The following is a 16905-nucleotide window of genomic DNA, read 5'->3' as shown; positions in this document are numbered from 1 at the left end:
AGTGTTACTGTATAACAAAACCATTTAAGCTCCATCACCCGCCGCCAGGAGGCAGCGGGGACACCCTCTGAAATAAGCGACTCACTGCCCTGATGAACAAGTACTTTTTGTCCAGTCTCTGCCTGCTGGCGCTGAACAGCGCCCAGGCCGATGACGCCGCCCCCTCTCTGATGCTGCCTGCCGCGAGCGTTACCGCGCCTGAAGTCGAGATTGAAAGCATCGACCTCAAGACCGCCACCAGCGCCGGCTCACGCCTGAACCTTACCGGTCTCGAAACGCCTGCCAGCGTTGAAAGCCTGACCGGCGCGCAAATCCGCGCCCGTGGCGACCGCAGCGTGCAGGACGCCGTGACCCGCACGACCGGCATCAGCAACACCGGCACACCGGGTAACGGCGGCTCCGCCTATTCGGCCCGGGGTTTTGTCGGCGAAGGCTCGGTGATGCAGCTCTATGACGGCGTACGCATGTACAGCGGCGCGGGCACCGTGACCTTCCCGGTGGACGACTGGTCGGTGGAACGCATCGACGTGCTGCGCGGCCCGGCCTCGGTGCTGTATGGCGAAGGCGCTACCGGCGCAGTGATTAACGTAATCCCGAAAAAACCCTTCTCCGGTGCCATAGAAAACCATGTCCGTGTGGGCTACGGCTCGTACGACACCCGCCAGCAGGCACTCGACAGCGGCGGCTCGCTGACCGATACCCTGAGCTATCGGTTGAATATCAACCACGTCCAGAGCAATGGCTGGATCGACCACGGCGACTCCGAAAACACCTTTGTCAGCGCCGCTCTGCGCTGGCAAGCCAGCGATGACCTGGCGTTTACCCTGAGCCACGACTATGGCGATCAGGAGCCGCAAAACGATTTCGGCGTACCGCTGATCAATGGCCGGTATCACCAGAGCCTGCGGGACAAGAACTACAACGTGCGCGATGCAAAACTGCATTACAACGACCAGTGGACGCGCCTCAATACTGAATGGCAGATCAACGACGCCCTCAGTGCCAACAACGAGCTGTATTACCTCAAGGCCCAACGCCGCTGGCAGAACGCCGAAAACCACGCCTGGAATGAAAGCCAGCAGACCTTGCTGCGCAGGGGCTACTTCAGCATCAAGCACGAGCAGGAACAAGTCGGCGACCGCCAGACCTTCACCCTCAACCACGACCTGTTCGGCCTTGAAAGCAGAACCCTGGTGGGCGCGGATTACAACCGCATCCACTTCAACCTGCACAGCAACTCGCCGTATAAAGACGTGAATGAAAACGGTCAGCCGATTGACCTGTACCACCCGGATCGTGGCGAATTTGAAAGTGACTCGCCGTACCGCGATCAATACACCACCACCACGCAACAGGTTTCGCTGTTCGCCGAAAACCGCACCGAGCTGAGCGATCAACTGTCGCTGGTCACCGGCGTGCGCCGCGATATCGTGCATCTGGACCGCGATGACTTCGCGGTCAATGGCGACGCCACTCGAACTGACCGCAGCCTGTCGGCCAACAGCTGGAAAGTCGGGTTGGTATACGAACTGACACCGGACATGTCGATCTATGCCCAGCAAGCCACCAGCGTTGATGGCGTGGGCGGCTTGATCAGCCTGAGCGAAAAGCAGCAAAACTTCGAGCTGGCCCATGCGCGCCAGACCGAAATCGGCTTCAAGCAGATGTTCTGGGATCAGCGCGGCGAATGGACCCTGGCGGCCTATCACATCGTCAAAAAAGACCTGCTGACCTCCGACCCGAATATCCCGGGCAATACGCTGCAAGTGGGCGAGCAGTCCTCCAGCGGCCTGGAAGCCAGCCTTGACCTGCAACTGCCGCAGCGCTGGGCGTTGCAAGCCAACGCCTCGGTGGTGCGCGCGCAGTACGACAAGTTCGACGATGAAGGCGTATCGCGCAAAGGCAACCGTCCCACCGACGTACCCCGTCGCACCGCCAATCTGTGGTTGAGCAAGGCCATCAACGATGATGTAAGTGCCGGTGCCGGCGTGCGCTATGTCGACTCGCGTTATGCCGACATGGCCAACAACGTCGAGCTGCCGAGCTACACCGTGGTAGACGCCAGCGTGAGCTGGAAAGCGATGCCCAAAACCACCCTGGGTTTGCGTTTGAACAATTTGTTCGACCGCCAGTACGCCGTAACCCAATACAATGGCGGCCAGCAATGGATCATGGGCGAACCGCGTTCGTTTTTCGTGACGGCTGATTACACCTTTTAACCGCTGGCCCTCACCCTAACCCTCTCCCGGAGGGAGAGGGCTAGGGTGAGGGGCTTTTGACTTTAAAGAACAACCGGACTTTTATGACCCGCCTCACCCTCACCCAGCTCGCCTGGAGCCCTCTGGGCCACGGCCATTGCCATCACCAGTTCCAGCTGCGTGATGCCAACCTGCATGTCGCGGCGGGTGAGTTTGTGGGGCTGATCGGGCCCAACGGCAGCGGCAAGACCAGCCTGTTGCGCTGCGCCTACCGTTTCAGCAAGCCGCAATCGGGCACTGTCCAGCTCGACCGCCACAATCTCTGGCAGCAATCACCCCGCTGGTGCGCGCAACGCATCGCCGTGGTGTTGCAAGAATTCCCCGACACTTTCGGCCTGACCGTCGATGAAGTGGTCGCCATGGGCCGTACCCCGCACAAAGGCCTGTTCGATGGCGACACCCAAGCTGATCGCCAACTGGCTACAAACGCCCTCGCATCCGTCGGCCTGCAGGGTTTTGAAGACCACGCTTTCGCCACCCTCTCGGGCGGCGAAAAACAACGGGTGATCCTGGCGCGTGCCCTGACCCAGCAACCCGAACTGCTGATCCTCGACGAGCCCACCAATCACCTCGACCCGCGCTATCAACTGGAGTTGCTGCAACTGGTCAAGCGCCTGAACATCGGCACCCTGGCCAGCATCCACGACCTCAATCTGGCCGCTGCCTTTTGTGACCGGCTGTACGTCATTGACCACGGCAAGATCATCGCCAGCGGCACGCCCCGTGAAGTTTTGACTGTGGAGCTGTTGCGCGACGTGTTTGGCGTGGCGGCCCTGATCGACGACCATCCGCTGTCCGGCTACCCGCGCATAACCTGGATAACCCACGCATGAACCTGATTCGTTTCGCCCTCTGCCTGGGCGCAGTGCTCGCCTCGCCCCTGGCCTTTGCCGAGGCCACGCAGTACCCGCTGACTATCAAGAGTTGCAATCGCGACGTAACCTTCGACCAGGCCCCCAAACACGCGGTCAGCCATGACATCAACATGACCCAGATGATGCTCGCCCTCGGTCTCAAGCCACACATGGCCGGCTACAGCGGGATCAGCGGGTGGAAGGCCGTGACCCCGCAGATGAAAGTGATCCTCGATGGTCTGCCGGAACTGGCGAGCAAATACCCGTCAGTGGAAACCCTGCTCAATGCCAACGTCGATTTCTTCTTCGCCGGCTGGGACTACGGCATGCGCGTGGGCGGCGACCTCACGCCGCAAACCCTGACCCCGCTGGGCATCAATGTGTATGAGCTGACCGAGTCCTGCGCATTTGTGATGAAGCGCCCGCCCGCCAGCATGGAAGACACCTATAACGACCTGCGCAACCTGGGCAGGATCTTCGACGTGCAGGATCGCGCCAGTGCGTTGATCGCCCAGATGCAGGCAAAAATTGCAGACGTCCAAAACACCCTGCCCACCTCGAAGCCCCGGGTTTTCCTGTATGACAGCGGTGAAGACCGGGCCATGACTTCGGGCAAACTGGGTATCCCCCACGCATTGATCGAAGCCGCCGGTGGCAACGATATCCTCAGCGATATCGACGCCAGCTGGACCCGTATCAATTGGGAAACCGTGGTCGAGCGCAACCCCGAAGTCATCGTGATCGTTGATTACAGCGAGGTCACCGCCGAGCAGAAACAACGCTTCCTGGAAACCAACCCGGCGCTGCAATCGGTAGACGCGATCCGTAACAAGCGCTTTATCGTTATCCCTTATGTGCAGGCCACGCCGGGCATCGACAACGTGCTCGCCATCGAAACCCTGGCTAAAGGCTTTCACCCGCAATGATAGCCAGCCGCTACGCCCTGTTGCTCACTGGTCTTGGCGCATTGCTGCTGGTGTCGTGTGTGGTTTCGCTGGGTTTTGGCCCGGCGCGGGTGCCAGTGGACGTGGTGTGGCAGATTCTGCTGCACAAGCTGTTTGGCATCGGCGACGTTAACTGGAGCGCGGGCCAGGAACATATCGTGTGGCTGATCCGCGTGCCGCGCATGTTGCTGGGGGCGCTGGTGGGCGCAGGGCTGGCACTGATCGGCGCGGTGTTGCAGGCCGTGACCCGCAACCCCCTGGCCGACCCGCACCTGCTGGGTGTGACCAGCGGCGCCACGCTGGGGGCGGTGATTGTGGTGCTGCATGTGGGCGAAATCGTCGGGCTGCTGACCCTGCCCATTGCCGCATTTATCGGGGCGCTGTTGAGCATGGCTCTGGTACTGGCCATCGCCAGCCGACACGGCCGGCTCGACAGCGACCGTTTGCTGCTGTGCGGCGTGGCCGTATCCTTTGTGATGATGGCCGTGGCCAATACCCTGCTGTTTCTGGGCGACCACCGGGCCAGTTCCGCGGTGCTGTTCTGGATGCTCGGCGGGCTGGGACTGGCGCGCTGGGAGCTGCTGGCCATCCCCAGCGCTAGCGTGCTGCTGGGGCTGGTGTTGCTGCTGGGTATGGCACGCCCGCTGAATGCCCTGATGGCCGGCGAACAAACCGCCGTGACCCTGGGCTTGAATGCGCGCAATGTGCGCCTGCGGGTATTTTTGATCGCCTCGCTGATGACCGGCGTGCTGGTGGCCATCAGTGGCTCCATTGGTTTTGTCGGGCTGATGATTCCGCATATCGCCCGCCGCCTGGTGGGCGCGGAGCATCGACGTCTGCTGCCGGTATCCGCCTTGCTGGGCAGTGTGTTCCTGGTCTGGGTCGACGTGGCGGCACGCACCCTGATCGCCCCCGAAGACCTGCCCATAGGCGTGGCCACGGCGGCGATTGGCGGGCTGTTTTTTATCGGGTTGATGCGCAAACGCTAACACCGCCTGACAGGGCGGTAGTGAGTCAAACCCGCAAAGCACCAAGGTGAAGCATAACCCCGCACCACCCCTTCCCGGCGGCACCAAACGGGTGCGTCGTCGCGCCCACTCTTCGCGCAAAATACTGTTCCAGAGCCCTTTTCAGGTATAGGCACAGCCTTTGCTAAAGACCTCTCCAGTCATTGAATTCATCACTAAAAATCAGAGACCTGGAGATCGCACCATGAAGCGTCGTAGCTTGATCAAGGCTTTCACCCTGAGCGCCTCCATCGCAGCCATGGGCATGACCTGGACGGTGCAAGCCGCCGAGACCATCAAAGTAGGGATTTTGCATTCGTTGTCCGGAACCATGGCGATCTCCGAAACCTCGCTCAAAGACATGGCGCTGATGACCATTGACGAGATCAACGCCAAGGGCGGTGTCAACGGCAAGATGCTCGAACCCGTAGTAGTCGACCCGGCCTCCAACTGGCCACTGTTTGCCGAAAAGGGCCGCCAGTTGCTGACTCAGGACAAGGTTGCGGTGGTGTTCGGCTGCTGGACATCGGTGTCGCGCAAATCGGTACTGCCGGTGTTTGAAGAACTCAACGGCCTGCTGTTCTACCCGGTGCAATACGAAGGCGAAGAGATGTCGCCCAACGTCTTCTACACCGGCGCTGCGCCGAACCAGCAAGCGATTCCAGCGGTGGAATACCTGATGAGCGAAGACGGCGGCAGCGCCAAACGTTTTGTGCTGCTGGGCACCGACTACGTGTACCCGCGCACCACCAACAAGATCCTGCGCGCATTCCTGCATTCCAAAGGCGTGGCCGACAAGGACATCGAAGAGGTCTACACCCCGTTTGGGCACAGCGACTACCAGACCATCGTGGGCAATATCAAAAAGTTCTCGGCGGGCGGCAAGACAGCGGTGATCTCCACGGTCAACGGTGACTCCAACGTGCCCTTCTATAAAGAGCTGGCCAACCAGGGCCTGAAAGCAACCGACGTGCCGGTGATCGCGTTCTCGGTGGGTGAAGAGGAGCTGCGCGGCATCGACACCAAACCGCTGGTGGGTAACCTGGCGGCGTGGAACTACTTCCAGTCGGTAGAGAACCCGGTCAACGCCAAATTCGTGGCTGACTGGAAAGCCTACGCCAAAAAACACAACCTGCCGGGCGCCGACAAGGCCGTGACCAACGACCCGATGGAAGCCACCTACGTGGGCATTCACATGTGGGCCCAGGCGGCCGAAAAAGCCAAGTCCACCGATGTCGACAAGGTGCGCGAAGCCCTGGCGGGCCAGACCTTTGCCGCGCCTTCGGGCTACACCCTGACGATGGACAAGACCAACCATCACCTGCACAAGCCGGTAATGATCGGCGAGATCCAGCCGGACGGGCAGTTCAGCGTGGTATGGCAGACCGAAGGGCCGATCCGCGCCCAGCCGTGGAGCCCTTACATCCCGGGCAATGACAAGAAGCCGGATTACGCGGTGAAGAGTAACTGAGGCCAGCCTCATCGTTGTGCTTTTGTGGGAGCGGGCTTGCTCGCGATGCAGTCAACACGGTTTGACTGAAAGACCGCGTTGCCTGCATCGCGAGCAAGCCCGCTCCCACAGGTGTGTTGAATTGCTTCTATCTGTGCAAGGCCATAACTATGCCCACTGCCCTTTACCGCGTTATCGTCGCGCTACTGCTGTTGCTGCCCCTGGCCGCCCACGCCGACGACGCCAGCGACTTCGCCGCAGCCAATAACGCCCAGCAAGCCCAACTCCTGGAAAGCTGGGCCGCACAACCCGCGCCCGCCCGCATCGAACTGATCAACAGCCTGCAACAGGGCCAGGTTACCGTAGACGGCCAGGTTAAAACCCTGCGCCTGAACAACCGCTTGCGCGGCTTGATCGATACCGCACTGGCCAGCCATCAACTGCTGGCAGCCGACCCCAAGCTGCGCTTGAGCGCAGCGCAACAATTGCAGAAATCCGCCAAACCGGCGCAACTCAATTTCCTCGACCAACAACTGGCCGCTGAAAAGGACAGCGATGTGCACAGCGCATTAAGCCTGGCGCTGGCCAATCTGCAATTGGTCGACCCCAACCCTGCCGTGCGTCTGGCCGCCGTGCGCCTGCTGGGCGAAACTGGCGAACCGCTGGCCCGCACCCGCCTCGAAAACCTGCTGCAACCAGGGGTAGAAACCGATGCCAGCGTGCACACCGCCGCCGAAACCAGCCTGGTGCAAATCAAACGCAAGCTGCTGATCGGCGACCTGCTGGGGCAGGCGTTCAGCGGTTTGTCCCTCGGATCGATCCTGCTGCTGGCTGCACTCGGCCTGGCCATCACCTTTGGCCTGCTGGGGGTGATCAATATGGCCCACGGCGAAATGCTGATGCTCGGCGCCTATTCCACCTACTGCGTGCAGTTGCTGTTCCAGCGCTTTGCTCCCGGCGCCATCGAGTTCTACCCGCTGCTGGCCCTGCCCGTGGCGTTCTTCGTTACCGCAGCCGTGGGCATGCTGCTGGAGCGCACCATCATCCGTCACCTCTACGGCCGCCCGCTGGAGACATTGCTTGCCACCTGGGGCATCAGCCTGATCCTGATCCAGCTGGTACGTGTGCTGTTCGGCGCGCAAAACGTCGAAGTGGCCAACCCGGCCTGGCTGTCGGGCGGGCTGCAAGTGCTGCCCAACCTGGTGTTGCCGTATAACCGTCTGGTGATCATCGTCTTCGCCCTGGCCGTGGTGGTACTGACCTGGCTGCTGCTGAACAAGACCCGTTTGGGCCTCAACGTGCGCGCCGTTACCCAGAACCGCAACATGGCTGCCTGCTGCGGTGTACCCACCGGGCGCGTGGACATGCTCGCCTTCGGCCTGGGCTCGGGGATTGCCGGACTTGGCGGCGTGGCCTTGAGCCAGGTCGGCAACGTGGGCCCGGATCTGGGACAGGGCTACATCATCGACTCGTTTCTGGTGGTGGTGCTGGGCGGCGTCGGCCAATTGGCCGGTACTGTGTATGCGGCCTTTGGCCTGGGTATCGCCAACAAGATCCTCGAACCGCAGATCGGTGCCGTGCTGGGCAAAATCCTGATCCTGGGACTGATCATTCTGTTTATCCAGAAGCGTCCGCAGGGGCTCTTCGCGCTTAAAGGACGGGTGATCGACTGATGAATCAGCCTCTGATGGTCACTGCTGCACAAAAGGCCGGACCTGCGGTCACTACACTGGTGGGCGTTCTGGTCCTGCTGGTATTGCTGGCCCTGCCGCTGCTCTCGCTGTTGCCCGCCGACAGCCCGTTGCAGGTCTCGGCCTACACGCTGACGCTGGTGGGCAAGATTCTCTGCTACGCCATTGTCGCCCTGGCCCTGGATCTGGTCTGGGGCTACGCCGGGCTGCTGTCGCTCGGCCATGGCCTGTTCTTCGCCCTGGGCGGTTACGCAATGGGTATGTACCTGATGCGCCAGGCCTCGGGCGACGAGCTGCCGGCCTTTATGACCTTTTTGTCGTGGACCGAGCTGCCATGGTACTGGGTCGGTACCGAGCATTTCTGGTGGGCAATGTGTCTGGTGGTATTGGCCCCCGGCCTGCTGGCCCTGGTGTTCGGCTTTTTCGCCTTTCGCTCGCGGATCAAGGGCGTGTACTTCTCGATCATGACCCAGGCCCTGACCTTCGCCGGAATGCTGCTGTTTTTCCGCAACGAAACCGGCTTTGGCGGCAACAACGGTTTCACCAATTTTCGCAGTATTCTGGGCTTTGGCATCACCGAGCCGGGCACGCGCGCGGCGCTGTTTTTGGCCACCGTGCTGCTGCTGGTGACCAGCCTGTTCCTTGGCTGGCGACTGGCGCGCAGCAAGTTCGGCCGGGTATTGACCGCACTGCGCGACGCGGAAAACCGCCTGATGTTCTGCGGCTACGACCCGCGCGGTTTCAAGCTGTTCGTCTGGGTACTGAGCGCCGTGCTGTGCGGCCTGGCCGGGGCCTTGTATGTGCCCCAGGTGGGCATTATCAACCCGGGTGAAATGTCGCCGACCAACTCCATCGAAGCCGCCGTATGGGTCGCCCTCGGCGGGCGCGGCACCCTGATCGGCCCGCTGCTGGGGGCAGGCGTGGTCAATGGCATGAAAAGCTGGTTTACCGTGGCCTTCCCCGAATACTGGCTGTTCTTTCTCGGGGCGCTGTTTATCGTCGTGACCCTGTACCTGCCAAAAGGCGTGATCGGCCTGCTGAAGAAAAGGGGCGAACAATGAGAATCACACCGACCGCCGAATTCATGCTCGAACCGGTGCTGGACGCTGGCAGCAGTCGCGACGCCATCGGCCTGGGACAAGCCGCCGGGCCGGGCCTGAACACCCGCCACGGCACCCTCCTGACCCTGGAAGACATCAGCGTCAGCTTCGATGGCTTCAAGGCCCTGAACAACCTCAACCTGTATATCGGCGTCGGTGAACTGCGCTGCATCATCGGCCCCAATGGTGCGGGCAAGACCACCATGATGGATGTGATCACCGGCAAGACCCGGCCCAGCGAAGGCCAGGCCTGGTTTGGCGAAACCCTCGACCTGCGCCAGATGAGCGAAGTACAGATCGCCCAGGCCGGGATTGGCCGAAAGTTCCAGAAGCCCACGGTATTCGAGGCCCTGAGCGTGTTCGAGAACCTGGAGCTGGCGCAGAAGACCGACAAGTCGGTGTGGGCCAGCCTGCGCGCGAAACTGACAGGAGAGCAAAAGGACCGTATCGGCGAAGTGCTGCATACCATCCGCCTGACCGGCTCAGCCCTGCGGCCTGCGGGGCTGTTGTCCCACGGGCAGAAACAGTTTCTGGAAATCGGCATGTTGTTGATGCAGGACCCGCAACTGCTGTTGCTCGACGAGCCGGTGGCGGGCATGACCGATGCCGAAACCGAATTCACCGCCGAGCTGTTCAAGAGCCTGGCGGGCAAACATTCGCTGATGGTGGTGGAGCATGACATGGGCTTTGTCGGCTCGATTGCCGACCACGTCACCGTGCTGCACCAGGGCAGCGTATTGGCCGAAGGCTCGCTGGAGCAGGTGCAGGCGGATGAACGGGTGATCGAAGTCTACCTGGGTCGCTGAAAACTGCCCGCTCCCACAGGGGGCATGGAGAGAACTGAACATGCTTAACGTCGAAAAACTGCACCAATACTACGGCGGCAGTCATATCCTTCGCGGCCTGTCCTTCGAGGTCAAAGTCGGTGAAGTCACCTGCCTGCTCGGCCGTAATGGCGTGGGCAAGACCACCCTGCTCAAATGCCTGATGGGCCTGTTGCCGGTCAAGGAAGGCAGCGTGCAGTGGGAGGGCCAGCCCATCACCACGCTCAAGCCTCATCAGCGGGTCCACGCAGGGATCGCCTATGTGCCCCAGGGCCGGGAGATTTTCGGGCGCCTGACGGTGGAAGAAAACCTGCTGATGGGCCTGTCGCGCTTTCCCGGCGCCGAGGCCAGGGAAGTGCCGGCGTTTATCTACGAACTGTTCCCGGTGCTGCTGCAAATGAAACACCGGCGCGGCGGCGATTTGTCCGGCGGCCAGCAGCAACAGCTGGCCATCGGTCGCGCACTGGCCAGCCGCCCGCGTCTGCTGATCCTCGACGAGCCCACCGAAGGCATCCAGCCCTCGGTGATCAAGGAGATCGGCGCAGTGATCAAAATGCTCGCCGCCCGCGGCGATATGGCGATTTTGCTGGTGGAGCAGTTTTATGACTTTGCCGAAGAACTGGCCGATCAGTATCTGGTGATGTCGCGAGGTGAAATCGTGCAACAGGGGCGTGGCGAAAATATGCAAACAGAGGGTGTGCGCGGGCTGGTGACGATTTAATCTGTCCCTCTTTCCTGGTGCTTTTCTTACAAAGAAGTCCTACATATGAACCTGCCGGCCAATACCGCATTGTTCACCCCCAGCTGGCTCGCCGAGCTGGAGCTGGGCTATGGCCGTTTTGGCGACAGCACCCGCCCTACCCTGCGGCGCCACCTCGGCCCGTTGCGGGTGCAAAAGCATTTGTACGCCGAAGGCCCCGAGGTGTGCCAGCACATCATCGTCCACCCGCCGGGGGGAATTGCCGGGGGTGACCAACTGAATATCAGCGCCAGCGTCGGCCCCGATGCCTGGGCGCAATTGACCAGCCCCGGCGCGGCCAAGTGGTATCGCGCGGCGGGCCCGGCTTACCAGACAGTCGAATTGAACGTGGCTGCCGGCGCGACCCTGGAATGGCTACCGCAAGAAACCATCGTGTTCAGCGCAGCCCAGGCCGAACTCACCACCCGTATCGAACTTGCAGGCGATGCACGGCTGTTTTACTGGGACATGGTGGCGTTGGGGCGGCTGGCCAGCGGCGAGCGTTTTGAGCACGGGCATTTTCAGTCACGCCTGGATATCCGCCGCGACGGCCAGTTGCTCTGGCATGAACGCCAGCGCATTGCAGGCGGCGACGGGCTGCTGGACTCGCCCATCGGCCTGGATGGCAACCCGGTGTTTGCCACCTTGCTGGTAACGGGTGAAGTCAGTGCCGAGCTGCTGGAACGCTGCCGCGCGCTGGCCAACCCGGTACGCGGTGATTTGACTCAATTACCGGGTTTACTGGTAGCGCGCTGCCTGGCCAGTGAAGCCTTGCAGGCGCGCAGCTGGCTGATCGATTTATGGCGCTTGCTGCGCCCGGCATTGCTGGGGCGCGAGGCGTTGGCGCCACGCATCTGGAGTACCTGAAGAGCCCCTCACCCTCTGGGAGAGGGTTAGGGTGAGGGCCAAGGCCCGACTCATTTTTAACTGCCGAACACGGACCCGACCATGGACCTGACTCCACGCGAAAAAGACAAGATGCTGATCTTCACCGCCGGCCTGCTGGCCGAGCGTCGGTTGGCCCGCGGTGTGATTCTCAACTACCCGGAAACCATCGCCTATATCTCCGCAGCCCTGCTCGAAGGTGCCCGCGATGGCCGCACCGTCGCCGAGCTGATGCACTACGGCACCACCCTGCTGACCCGCGACCAGGTGATGGAAGGCATTCCGGAAATGATCCCCGATATCCAGGTCGAAGCCACCTTCCCGGATGGCACCAAGCTGGTCACCGTCCACCAACCCATCGCCTGAGGCCGAGCATGTCTTATGTCATTCGTGATGCAGTCGCGGCGGATCTGCCGGCGATTCGCGATATCTACAACGATGCGGTGCTCAACACCCTGGCCATATGGAACGAAAACACCGTAGACCTGGACAACCGCCAGCGGTGGTTCGACGCACGACAGGCCCAGGGTTACCCGATTCTGGTGATCGTCGACGACACCAATATCGCCCTGGGCTATGCCTCGTTCGGCGACTGGCGGCCGTTCGAGGGCTTTCGCCATACCGTTGAGCACTCGGTGTATATCCACCCCGAGCAGCGCGGCAAAAAACTCGGGCCACAGTTGCTGGCCGAGTTGATCAAGCGCGCCCGTGCCTGCGACAAGCATGTGATGGTTGCCGCCATCGAAGGCGCCAACGCGGCCTCGATCCATGTCCACAGGCAACTGGGCTTTGTCACCAGCGGGCGCATGCCGCAAGTGGGGATCAAGTTCGGCCGCTGGCTAGACCTGACTTTTATGCAACTGATGCTTAACCCCGGCGCCCTGCCGCCCAAGGAGCTCGCACAATGAACGCCGAACAGGTGGTACGCGTGACGGCGCAGAGCTTTGCTCAATACCGCGATGACTTGATTGTGCTGCTGCTCGATGCGGTCGGGCACGGTGCATCGGTGGGTTTCATGAACGACCTGGATCAGCCTCAGGCCAGCCGTTACTTCAACGAAGTTCACGGGCAACTGGAACAAGGCAATCTGCTGCTGTGGGTACTGGTCGAAGACCAGCGCGTGCTGGCCAGCGTGCAACTGGTGCTGTGCCAGAAGGCCAACGGCCTGAACCGTGCCGAGGTGCAAAAGCTGCTGGTGCTCAATGAAGTGCGTCGCCGCGGCCTGGGCCAGGTACTGATCCACGCCCTGGAGCAAGGCGCCCGCGAGCAAAAGCGCGGCCTGTTGCACCTGGACACCGAAGCCGGCTCCCCGGCGGAGAACTTCTACAGTGCCCTGGGCTACACCCGCGTGGGCGAGTTGCCCAACTACTGCCAAAGCCCCGACGGCCACTACAGCCCCACGGCCATCTACTTCAAAACCCTGAGTGAGCCGCAATGATCCCGGGCGAATACCGCATTGAGTCGGGCGAGATCGAACTGAACGTCGGCCGCCGCACCCTGGTCCTGAGCGTAGCCAATCGTGGCGACCGCCCGATCCAGGTCGGCTCGCATTATCACTTTTTTGAAACCAACGACGCCCTGATGTTTGACCGTGGCGACAGTCGCGGCATGCGCCTGAACATTCCGGCTGGCACCGCCGTGCGTTTCGAGCCGGGGCAAACCCGTGAAGTGGAACTGGTGGAACTGGCCGGTCTGCGCCGGGTGTTCGGCTTCGCCGGGCGGGTGATGGGCAATCTGGATTGACCCACAGGGTCCGGACCAATTTTTAGGAACTCACCATGAAAATCTCCCGTCAGGCTTACGCCGACATGTTCGGCCCCACCGTCGGCGACAAGATCCGCCTGGCCGACACCGAGTTGTGGATTGAGGTCGAGCACGACTTCACCACCTACGGCGAAGAAGTGAAGTTCGGCGGTGGCAAGGTGATTCGTGACGGCATGGGGCAGAGCCAACTGCTCGCCAGTGAAGTGGTCGACACGCTGATCACCAATGCGCTGATTATCGATCACTGGGGCATCGTCAAAGCCGATGTGGGCCTCAAGAACGGGCGCATCCACGCCATCGGCAAGGCCGGCAACCCGGATATCCAGCCCAACGTCACCATCGCCATCGGCGCCAGCACCGAAGTGATCGCCGGCGAAGGCATGATCCTCACCGCAGGCGGCATCGACACCCATATCCACTTTATCTGCCCGCAACAGATCGAAGAAGCGCTCAACAGCGGCGTGACCACCATGATCGGCGGCGGTACCGGCCCGGCCACCGGCACCAATGCCACCACCTGCACTTCGGGGCCGTGGCACATGGCGCGCATGCTTCAAGCCGCCGATTCGTTCCCGATGAACATGGGCTTTACCGGCAAGGGCAACGCCAGCCTGCCGCAACCGCTGATCGAACAGGTCGAAGCCGGAGCCATCGGCCTCAAGCTGCACGAAGACTGGGGCACCACCCCGGCGTCCATCGACAACTGCCTGACCGTTGCCGACCTCTATGACGTGCAAGTGGCGATCCACAGCGACACCCTGAACGAATCGGGCTTTGTCGAAACCACCCTCGCCGCCTTCAAGGGCCGCACCATCCACACCTATCACACCGAAGGTGCCGGTGGCGGGCATGCGCCGGACATCATCAAGGCCTGCGGCCTGACCAACGTGCTGCCCAGCTCCACCAACCCGACGCGGCCTTTTACGCGCAACACCATCGACGAACACCTCGACATGCTGATGGTCTGCCATCACCTCGACCCGAGCATCGCCGAGGACGTGGCTTTCGCCGAAAGCCGGATCCGCCGCGAGACCATAGCCGCCGAAGACATCCTCCATGACCTGGGCGCGTTCTCGATGATCAGCTCCGACAGCCAGGCCATGGGCCGGGTGGGCGAAGTGATCACGCGCACCTGGCAAACTGCCGACAAGATGAAAAAACAGCGCGGGCCGCTACCTGAAGATGCACCGGGCAACGACAACTTCCGCGCCAAGCGCTATATCGCCAAATACACCATCAACCCGGCGATCACCCATGGCGTAAGCCATGAAGTGGGCTCGATCGAAGTCGGCAAGTGGGCCGACCTGGTGCTGTGGCGCCCGGCGTTTTTCGGCGTCAAACCGACGTTGATCATCAAGGGCGGGGCCATTGCGGCAAGCCTGATGGGCGATGCCAACGCCTCGATCCCCACGCCGCAACCGGTTCACTATCGCCCGATGTTCGCCAGCTACGGCGGCTCGCGCCACGCCACCTGCCTGACCTTTATCAGCCAGGCCGCGTTTGACGCGGGCGTCCCCGCAGCGCTGGGTTTGCAAAAGCAAATCGCGGTGGTAAAGGGCTGCCGGGATGTGCAGAAAAAGGATCTGATCCACAACGGCTATCTGCCCGCGATCGAAGTCGACCCGCAGACCTATCAGGTCAAGGCCGACGGTGTATTGCTGTGGTGTGAACCGGCCGAGGTCCTGCCGATGGCACAGCGCTACTTCCTGTTCTGACACCCCGTATTTGCAGGGGGATTGGCGGTTGTACTGGAACGCTGCATTTGGCGTTAAGATGCGGCTCCATTTTTTACAACCGCTCTTGCAGCAAGGCGTGTGGCCATGGGCCTATCTGAATTCATCGTGCTCAATGTAGATCGCATCGTCGATGAATGGGAGCAGTTTGCCGAAACCATCACCCCGGCAGCCGAATCCATGAACAGCGTCGCGCTGCGCGACCATGCCAGGGAAATCCTGCTGGCTGCCTCGCGGGACATGAACACCGCGCAAACGGCCAGCGAGCAGCAGGCCAAGGCCGAGGGTGAAGGCCCCGAAACGAGCCCTGCGCTGGATGAAGCAGCTGCCAGCCACGGCGAACTGCGCCATACCGTGGGTTTTGATCTGGTGCAGATGACTTCGGAGTTCCGCCACCTGCGCGCCTGCGTCATCCGCCTGTGGGTCGCCAGCATCCAGGCCCCGGCCCACGAGCACCTGCTCGACATGATCCGCTTCAACGAAGCCATTGACCAGGCCCTGGCCGAGTCCACCGCGGCCTATGCCGAACAGGTCAATCGCTCACGCGACATCTTCCTTGCCATCCTGGGTCATGACCTGCGCGCACCGTTGCAGGCAGTGAGCATGTCCAGTGAAATGCTGGAACGCAAAACCAGGCTTGACCCTGCGGCGCAGCCTTATCTGCTAGCCATCAGAAACGGCACGCGGCATATGGGCGCGATGGTCAATGACCTGCTGGAGTTTGTGCGCAGCCGTCTGGGCACCAGCCTGCCGATCGAGCCCGAGCCGATGGACCTTGCCCAGGCCTGCCAGGCGGCGCTGGATGAAGCCTGCGCCGGGCAACCGGATTGCGCGCCGGCACTGCAGGTCGAAGGTGATGTGCAAGGGCACTGGGATCCGCGCCGGTTGGGGCAACTGCTGCAAAACCTGATCGGCAATGCCCTGCAGCACGGTGCGCGCCGGGGCAAGGTGACATTGCACCTGAGCGGGGACAGCGAAGCGGTGACCTTGCGCGTGCACAACCTGGGCATGCCCATCGCCGAAGACGCCCTGGGCACCCTGTTCGACCCGCTGGTGCGCAGCCCGAGCGAAGACCTGACCCAGCCGGGTACATCCACCAGCCTGGGCCTGGGGTTGTTTATCATCAAGGAAGTGGTGGACGCCCACCAGGGCAGCATCGACGTGACCTCGACCGAAGCCGAGGGCACGACGTTTACGGTGGTGTTGCCCAAAAACGCCTGAGCCCTGGGCAAACACAATCTGTGGGAGCGGGCTTGCTCGCGATGCAGCCGCCGCGGTCTACCAGGAACACCGCGCCGAGGCCATCGCAGGCAAGCCAGCTCCCACAGAGCCTTTAGGCAGGCTTCATCTATTGCGTCACAAACCGCCCCAACTGCTGCTTCAATCGCTGATTTTCAGCACGCAACTGCTGCACTTCCTCGAGCAGGTCCAGCGCCAGCGCCACACCCTCCCATTCCATCTGCAGATCATCACGCAGCTTGGCCGCGCGTCTGGCGATGACCAGTTCGTAGTCTTCAAAACGCCACACGTCAGGCGTGCGGCCCTGAGGTTCGATAATTCCGTGTTCGACAATCTCTATCACGTAAGTGGCCGGGATATTGGCCTCTTCGCAGAACCTTTCCATGTCCAGCTGAACGATCAGGGTGCTGCTCATGA

Annotated in this window: 17 protein-coding genes; 16 read left to right on the top strand and 1 reads right to left on the bottom strand. The window is 61.7% G+C overall.

Translation table 11 applies throughout. The features are described from left to right. The first annotated feature begins 92 nt into the window (after positions 1-92). The 16 genes from EQV96_RS19125 to EQV96_RS19050 all read left to right on the top strand — a co-directional run bounded on the left by EQV96_RS19125 (position 93) and on the right by EQV96_RS19050 (position 16470). Positions 93-2219 (top strand): TonB-dependent receptor, encoded by a 2127-nt coding sequence (locus EQV96_RS19125; RefSeq protein ID WP_095031347.1) that lies wholly within the window; start codon positions 93-95, stop codon positions 2217-2219. Positions 2220-2302: 83 nt separating this feature from the next. Then, positions 2303-3091 (top strand): ABC transporter ATP-binding protein, encoded by a 789-nt coding sequence (locus EQV96_RS19120; RefSeq protein ID WP_095001010.1) that lies wholly within the window; start codon positions 2303-2305, stop codon positions 3089-3091. Further along, a complete protein-coding gene (locus tag EQV96_RS19115) occupies positions 3088-4038 on the top strand; it encodes an ABC transporter substrate-binding protein (protein ID WP_095001009.1) in 951 nt (316 codons plus the stop codon). The genes EQV96_RS19120 and EQV96_RS19115 overlap by 4 nt, the downstream gene beginning before the upstream one ends. Beyond that, positions 4035-5045: an iron ABC transporter permease gene (locus tag EQV96_RS19110; protein WP_095017658.1), complete on the top strand. Its 1011-nt coding sequence runs from the start codon at positions 4035-4037 to the stop codon at positions 5043-5045. The genes EQV96_RS19115 and EQV96_RS19110 overlap by 4 nt, the downstream gene beginning before the upstream one ends. A gap of 223 nt (positions 5046-5268) precedes the next feature. After that, positions 5269-6534, top strand: a complete 1266-nt coding sequence (gene urtA / locus EQV96_RS19105; protein ID WP_095024330.1) for an urea ABC transporter substrate-binding protein — start codon at positions 5269-5271, stop codon at positions 6532-6534. 149 nt (positions 6535-6683) lie between these two features. Beyond that, positions 6684-8186: an urea ABC transporter permease subunit UrtB gene (urtB, locus tag EQV96_RS19100; RefSeq protein WP_095025265.1), complete on the top strand. Its 1503-nt coding sequence runs from the start codon at positions 6684-6686 to the stop codon at positions 8184-8186. Then, positions 8186-9265, top strand: coding sequence for an urea ABC transporter permease subunit UrtC (urtC, locus tag EQV96_RS19095; RefSeq protein WP_095020797.1), 1080 nt, complete (start codon positions 8186-8188; stop codon positions 9263-9265). The genes urtB and urtC overlap by 1 nt, the downstream gene beginning before the upstream one ends. Beyond that, positions 9262-10110 (top strand): urea ABC transporter ATP-binding protein UrtD, encoded by an 849-nt coding sequence (gene urtD / locus EQV96_RS19090; RefSeq protein WP_095001004.1) that lies wholly within the window; start codon positions 9262-9264, stop codon positions 10108-10110. Before urtC ends, urtD begins: the two co-directional genes overlap by 4 nt. Positions 10111-10150: 40 nt before the next feature. Then, a complete protein-coding gene (gene urtE / locus EQV96_RS19085) occupies positions 10151-10849 on the top strand; it encodes an urea ABC transporter ATP-binding subunit UrtE (protein WP_095024332.1) in 699 nt (232 codons plus the stop codon). A 45-nt stretch (positions 10850-10894) separates the two neighbouring features. Further along, on the top strand, positions 10895-11734 hold the full coding sequence (locus tag EQV96_RS19080; RefSeq protein WP_095017662.1) for an urease accessory protein UreD: 840 nt from the start codon (positions 10895-10897) through the stop codon (positions 11732-11734). Between the two features lie 81 nt (positions 11735-11815). Further along, positions 11816-12118, top strand: coding sequence for an urease subunit gamma (ureA, locus tag EQV96_RS19075; protein ID WP_016783355.1), 303 nt, complete (start codon positions 11816-11818; stop codon positions 12116-12118). An 8-nt stretch (positions 12119-12126) separates the two neighbouring features. Next, complete coding sequence (locus tag EQV96_RS19070; protein ID WP_095038947.1) at positions 12127-12660, top strand: GNAT family N-acetyltransferase; 534 nt, start codon at positions 12127-12129, stop codon at positions 12658-12660. Continuing rightward, positions 12657-13190 carry a GNAT family N-acetyltransferase gene (locus EQV96_RS19065; protein WP_095017663.1) on the top strand — a complete coding sequence of 178 codons (534 nt, stop codon included), beginning with the start codon at positions 12657-12659 and terminating at the stop codon, positions 13188-13190. Before EQV96_RS19070 ends, EQV96_RS19065 begins: the two co-directional genes overlap by 4 nt. Continuing rightward, positions 13187-13495 carry an urease subunit beta gene (locus EQV96_RS19060; RefSeq protein ID WP_095000999.1) on the top strand — a complete coding sequence of 103 codons (309 nt, stop codon included), beginning with the start codon at positions 13187-13189 and terminating at the stop codon, positions 13493-13495. Before EQV96_RS19065 ends, EQV96_RS19060 begins: the two co-directional genes overlap by 4 nt. A 35-nt stretch (positions 13496-13530) precedes the next feature. Beyond that, positions 13531-15231, top strand: coding sequence for an urease subunit alpha (gene ureC, locus EQV96_RS19055; RefSeq protein WP_095025263.1), 1701 nt, complete (start codon positions 13531-13533; stop codon positions 15229-15231). Positions 15232-15336: 105 nt separating this feature from the next. Then, complete coding sequence (locus EQV96_RS19050; protein ID WP_095000997.1) at positions 15337-16470, top strand: HAMP domain-containing sensor histidine kinase; 1134 nt, start codon at positions 15337-15339, stop codon at positions 16468-16470. A 127-nt stretch (positions 16471-16597) separates the two neighbouring features. Here the strand turns inward: EQV96_RS19050 and EQV96_RS19045 are convergent, their stop codons facing one another. Beyond that, entirely contained in the window at positions 16598-16903 is a 306-nt protein-coding gene (locus EQV96_RS19045) for a chaperone modulator CbpM (protein ID WP_095000996.1), read from the bottom strand. Between the last annotated feature and the right edge of the window lie 2 nt (positions 16904-16905).

Origin of the sequence: Pseudomonas sp. TMW22080, from assembly GCF_022496745.1 — a bacterium.
In the GTDB taxonomy this organism is placed as follows: Bacteria; Pseudomonadota; Gammaproteobacteria; order Pseudomonadales; family Pseudomonadaceae; genus Aquipseudomonas; species Aquipseudomonas bubulae.
The sequence above is the reverse complement of the archived record's forward strand: the minus strand, read 5'-3'. Positions and strand labels throughout refer to the sequence as shown.

Excerpts from the sequence above, each read along its gene's own strand:
- EQV96_RS19120 (WP_095001010.1), top strand. The coding sequence starts at position 2,303 with ATGACCCGCCTCACCCTCACCCAGCTCGCCTGGAGCCCTCTGGGCCAC.
- EQV96_RS19045 (WP_095000996.1), bottom strand. The coding sequence starts at position 16,903 with ATGAGCAGCACCCTGATCGTTCAGCTGGACATGGAAAGGTTCTGCGAA.
- EQV96_RS19070 (WP_095038947.1), top strand. The coding sequence starts at position 12,127 with ATGTCTTATGTCATTCGTGATGCAGTCGCGGCGGATCTGCCGGCGATT.
- EQV96_RS19050 (WP_095000997.1), top strand. The coding sequence starts at position 15,337 with ATGGGCCTATCTGAATTCATCGTGCTCAATGTAGATCGCATCGTCGAT.
- EQV96_RS19060 (WP_095000999.1), top strand. The coding sequence starts at position 13,187 with ATGATCCCGGGCGAATACCGCATTGAGTCGGGCGAGATCGAACTGAAC.
- ureC (WP_095025263.1), top strand. The coding sequence starts at position 13,531 with ATGAAAATCTCCCGTCAGGCTTACGCCGACATGTTCGGCCCCACCGTC.
- urtA (WP_095024330.1), top strand. The coding sequence starts at position 5,269 with ATGAAGCGTCGTAGCTTGATCAAGGCTTTCACCCTGAGCGCCTCCATC.
- urtB (WP_095025265.1), top strand. The coding sequence starts at position 6,684 with ATGCCCACTGCCCTTTACCGCGTTATCGTCGCGCTACTGCTGTTGCTG.
- urtE (WP_095024332.1), top strand. The coding sequence starts at position 10,151 with ATGCTTAACGTCGAAAAACTGCACCAATACTACGGCGGCAGTCATATC.
- EQV96_RS19110 (WP_095017658.1), top strand. The coding sequence starts at position 4,035 with ATGATAGCCAGCCGCTACGCCCTGTTGCTCACTGGTCTTGGCGCATTG.
- EQV96_RS19080 (WP_095017662.1), top strand. The coding sequence starts at position 10,895 with ATGAACCTGCCGGCCAATACCGCATTGTTCACCCCCAGCTGGCTCGCC.
- EQV96_RS19115 (WP_095001009.1), top strand. The coding sequence starts at position 3,088 with ATGAACCTGATTCGTTTCGCCCTCTGCCTGGGCGCAGTGCTCGCCTCG.
- urtD (WP_095001004.1), top strand. The coding sequence starts at position 9,262 with ATGAGAATCACACCGACCGCCGAATTCATGCTCGAACCGGTGCTGGAC.
- EQV96_RS19065 (WP_095017663.1), top strand. The coding sequence starts at position 12,657 with ATGAACGCCGAACAGGTGGTACGCGTGACGGCGCAGAGCTTTGCTCAA.
- EQV96_RS19125 (WP_095031347.1), top strand. The coding sequence starts at position 93 with ATGAACAAGTACTTTTTGTCCAGTCTCTGCCTGCTGGCGCTGAACAGC.
- ureA (WP_016783355.1), top strand. The coding sequence starts at position 11,816 with ATGGACCTGACTCCACGCGAAAAAGACAAGATGCTGATCTTCACCGCC.
- urtC (WP_095020797.1), top strand. The coding sequence starts at position 8,186 with ATGAATCAGCCTCTGATGGTCACTGCTGCACAAAAGGCCGGACCTGCG.